The organism is uncultured Cardiobacterium sp., assembly GCF_938028185.1.
Classification (GTDB): domain Bacteria; phylum Pseudomonadota; class Gammaproteobacteria; order Cardiobacteriales; family Cardiobacteriaceae; genus Cardiobacterium.
In genome coordinates this window covers 1-3,581 of record NZ_CALJAH010000122.1, presented here as the reverse complement: position 1 = coordinate 3,581, position 3,581 = coordinate 1, and the positions used below count along the sequence as shown (strand labels likewise).

Annotated in this window: 5 protein-coding genes and 1 tRNA gene; 2 read left to right on the top strand and 4 right to left on the bottom strand. The window is 60.5% G+C overall.

Going from position 1 to position 3,581, the window contains the following annotated elements; translation table 11 throughout:
- Nucleotides 1-132: 132 nt before the first annotated feature.
- Nucleotides 133-209 (bottom strand) — tRNA-Ile (locus Q0349_RS03870).
- 66 nt (nucleotides 210-275) lie between these two features.
- Nucleotides 276-821 carry a c-type cytochrome gene (locus tag Q0349_RS03865; RefSeq protein ID WP_298079563.1) on the bottom strand — a complete coding sequence of 182 codons (546 nt, stop codon included), beginning with the start codon at nucleotides 819-821 and terminating at the stop codon, nucleotides 276-278.
- 129 nt (nucleotides 822-950) lie between these two features.
- On the opposite strand from Q0349_RS03865, the gene Q0349_RS03860 reads away from it, so the two are divergent.
- Nucleotides 951-1,886: an RluA family pseudouridine synthase gene (locus Q0349_RS03860; protein WP_298079562.1), complete on the top strand. Its 936-nt coding sequence runs from the start codon at nucleotides 951-953 to the stop codon at nucleotides 1,884-1,886.
- Complete coding sequence (gene sppA / locus Q0349_RS03855; RefSeq protein WP_298079561.1) at nucleotides 1,883-2,842, top strand: signal peptide peptidase SppA; 960 nt, start codon at nucleotides 1,883-1,885, stop codon at nucleotides 2,840-2,842. The genes Q0349_RS03860 and sppA overlap by 4 nt, the downstream gene beginning before the upstream one ends.
- On the opposite strand, the gene Q0349_RS03850 is transcribed toward sppA, so the two are convergent.
- On the bottom strand, nucleotides 2,780-3,376 hold the full coding sequence (locus Q0349_RS03850) for a nucleoside triphosphate pyrophosphatase (protein WP_298079560.1): 597 nt from the start codon (nucleotides 3,374-3,376) through the stop codon (nucleotides 2,780-2,782). The two genes, sppA and Q0349_RS03850, sit on opposite strands and share 63 nt — an antisense overlap.
- Nucleotides 3,373-3,581: hypothetical protein (locus Q0349_RS03845; protein ID WP_298079559.1), on the bottom strand; the 209-nt coding region annotated here is incomplete at its 5' end. The genes Q0349_RS03845 and Q0349_RS03850, both read right to left, overlap by 4 nt.

Sequence of the window (3,581 nt, the reverse complement as noted above, 5' to 3'; positions counted from 1 at the left end):
GCCTTAACCAAACCTGCGAATGAAATCATCATGTTATGGCCAATTGTAAACAGCCCCTAGGCGATATTAGCTGATCGGGCAAAGAAAAAGCGCCGATTTCATGACTGAAACAGCGCTTGATGAAAGAAAATTTGGTAGGCCCGGAGGGACTTGAACCCCCGACCAAGCGATTATGAGTCGCCTGCTCTGACCGACTGAGCTACAGGCCCGGAAAAGAGGCGCGCATCATACGCGAATCGCCGTTCGTTGTGAACAGCGGCATGATGCGCGGCGGTTTAGTGGGCGACTTTGGATTCGTCCAGCATATAGACGACAACGTCATGGAACTGGTCGTCGTTGATGGTTGAGCCGCCTTTGGGCGGCATCGCGTTCAGACCCTGAATGCCCTGTTTGACCAGCGCGTCAAGGCTGCCGTGTTTGTCCAGCCGCTCTTTCCAGGCAGCGGCGTCGCCCAGTTTGGGCGCGTTCATCAGCCCTGAGCCGTGGCAGGTGACGCAGAGTTTGTCGTACTCACCCTTGGCGTTGAAGGATGGATCGCGCGCGCCGCTACTCGCTGCTGCACCGCCTTCGGTACTTGCTGTCGCGCTGGTATCAGCCGCCGGGGTTTCTGCTGCGGGTGTTTCTGCGGCAGGCGGGGCGGGCGCGGCGATGGTCAGTTGCCCGACCGGGGCGAGGCGCGATGCCTGCAATTCTTTGTCAATGGTGATGTTGTCATCGCTGCCGCCCCAAAAGAAGAAGGGCAAAATAAGGAATACCGGCATGAAGAGTGCCGCTATGGTCATGATGATTTTGGTTTTTTGCGGGATGTCGGTTTGCGCCATGATGATGCTCCATTTACGGAAATTTATTAGGGATTTGCCGCGCAAATTATCACAAACGCGCCCAGGCGGCGCAAGCATTTGCCCGTCGCATCGGGTACACTGCGCCACTTTCGCAACCAGGGGTATTTGATGGATATTTCCCGCGTACATTTCCTCACTGTCGCGGCGGACGATGCCGGGCAGCGGCTCGACAATTTCCTGCGCAAACGCTATCCGGCGCTGCCAAAAAGCCGCATTTACCAGATGCTGCGCCGGGGCGAGGTGCGGGTGAACAAGAAGCGCGCCAAACCGGAGCTGCGCATCGTCGCGGGTGACGAGTTGCGCCTGCCGCCGCTGGCTGATGCCACCCGCCCACCGCAGGACGTTCCCGCCTTTTGGTGCGAACGCATCGCGGGCGCGGTGCTTTACGAAGACGACGATTTCCTCATATTGAACAAGCCCGCCGGCATCGCCGTGCATGGCGGCAGCGAGCAGCCCTACGGCGTGATTGACGCGGTGCGGCAAGTGTGGGGCGCGGGTTACGCCGAACTGGCGCACCGTCTCGACCGCGACACCTCCGGCGTGCTTGTTCTCGGCAAACACCGCGCCGCGCTGGCCGGATTTCAGGCGCTGATGCAATCCGGCGGCGTGGAAAAATGCTATCTCTGCCTCGTCGATGGCCACTGGAACGCGGCAGTGCGCGAAGTGCGGCTGCGTCTCGCCAAAGGCCAACTGCAAGGAGGTGAACGCATGGTGATTGACGCGGCGCACGGTCAGGAAGCGCGTACCTTTTTCCGCCTGCTGCACACCTTCGCCGACGCCAGCCTGCTGGAAGCGACGCTAGATACCGGCCGCACCCACCAAATCCGCGTTTCCGTACAACAGCGCGGCCACGGCATCGCCGGCGACGACAAATACGGCAAGCGCGACTTCAACCGCGCCATGCGCAAACGCGGCTACAAGGGGATGTTCCTCCATGCAAAAAGCATCGCCTTCGCTTATGATGCCCGCCCCGTTCACGTAGAAGCGCCGCTGCCTGACGCCGCCGCGCACCTCATCACCCAACTGACACAGGAGTCACCATGAACTTTGACGAAGAACGCGCCCTCGCATCCGTCGCCCACGAAGCCATCGTCGAAATGCGGCGCAAACGGCGCTGGAAAATCGCCTTCCGCATCTTCTGGGCGCTCTACTTCCTCCTCTTCCTCCTCATGATGTTCGGCATGAAAAACGGTGACCGTAGCGACGCCGCGCCCTCGCACCGTGGCAAACACATCGCCGTCGTCGCCGTGCAGGGCATGATTTCCGCCGAAAACGAAGCCAACGCCGACGACATCATCGCCAGCCTCGAAAAAGCCTTCAAAAACCCGCAGGCTGAAGCCGTTATCCTTGACATCAACTCCGGCGGCGGCTCGCCTGTCCAGTCCGGTGCCGTTTACCGCGCCGTCAAACGCCTCAAGGCCGAACGCGCCGACCTGCCGGTCTATGCCGTCATCGCCGACGTTGGCGCATCGGGCGCGTACTACATCGCCGCCGCTGCCGACGAAATCTACGCCGACCCGGCCAGCATCGTCGGCTCCATCGGCGTCATCAGCTACAACCTCGGCTACCGCGACCTGCTCGACAAACTCGGCCTCGACCCGCGCGTCTTCACCGCAGGTGCGCACAAAAACTTCCTCGCCGGCGACAAACCGCTCAACCCCGAAGAAGTCGCACATATGCAAAGCCTGCTCGACAATATGCACGCCCAATTCATCAAAGCCGTGCGCGACGGCCGTGGCGAGCGCCTCAAAGAAACGCCGGAAATGTTCAGCGGCCTCTTCTGGACGGGCGAACAGGCGCTGCCGCTCGGCCTCATCGACGCGCTCGGCGACAAAAACACCCTGCGCGACGCCAAATACAAAGACACCGACCTCGTCGAATACAAACCCGCGCGCAGCCCGCTCGAAAAACTGCTGCACGATATGGGCACCGAAGCCTCAACCAGCCTGCGCAGCGCGCTCGATTTCAGCGAACAAACCCACCCCGTGCTGCTCAAATAACCCGCGCAGCGCAATCAACGGCAGGCCTACCAGGGCATTCGGATCGCGCCCCTCCAGCGCCTCAAACAACAAAATGCCCAGGCCTTCCGACTTGAAACTGCCCGCACACTGCAACGGCGACTCCAGCGCCACATACGCGCGAATCTCCGCTGCGGTGAGCGGGCGAAACCGCACCACGAACGGCTCCACACACGAAAACACCACCCCGCCGCGACGCAAACACAGCCCGGTCAAAAAACGCACCTCGCGCCCGCTAAAACGCGACAACTGCGCCACCGCATTTTCAACCGTATGCGGCTTGCCCAACACCTCGCCGTCCAGCGTCGCCACCTGATCCGAACCAATCACAAACGTCTCCGCGTCCGCCGCGACCGCGCGCGCTTTCGCCACCGCCAGCCGCTCCACCAGCGCCTGCGGCGGCTCGCCCGGCAAGCGCGACTCGTCCACATCAGGACTGACCGCCGAAAACGGCAAAGCCAAATTGCGTAAAATAGCCGCGCGAAACGGCGACGAACTGGCCAAAACCAGCTTCATAAAAACTCCAGAAAAAAACAAACAAAAATCCCGGCAACACCGGACAAACACAAAAACGCCTGACGGCGTACAGAACGCATTATAAACAGCAGCACAGAGATAAATTTACATACACCTGAGCGCTTATCGTGTATGTATAGTGGAATAAAACAGAAACAGCCCAAGAATTCCCCCTCCCCCGCAGGGCGAAGCCCGCAGCGGGGGA

Coding starts and splice junctions, on each gene's coding strand:
- Q0349_RS03865 (WP_298079563.1), bottom strand. CDS start 821: ATGGCGCAAACCGACATCCCGCAAAAAACCAAAATCATCATGACCATA.
- Q0349_RS03860 (WP_298079562.1), top strand. CDS start 951: ATGGATATTTCCCGCGTACATTTCCTCACTGTCGCGGCGGACGATGCC.
- sppA (WP_298079561.1), top strand. CDS start 1,883: ATGAACTTTGACGAAGAACGCGCCCTCGCATCCGTCGCCCACGAAGCC.
- Q0349_RS03850 (WP_298079560.1), bottom strand. CDS start 3,376: ATGAAGCTGGTTTTGGCCAGTTCGTCGCCGTTTCGCGCGGCTATTTTA.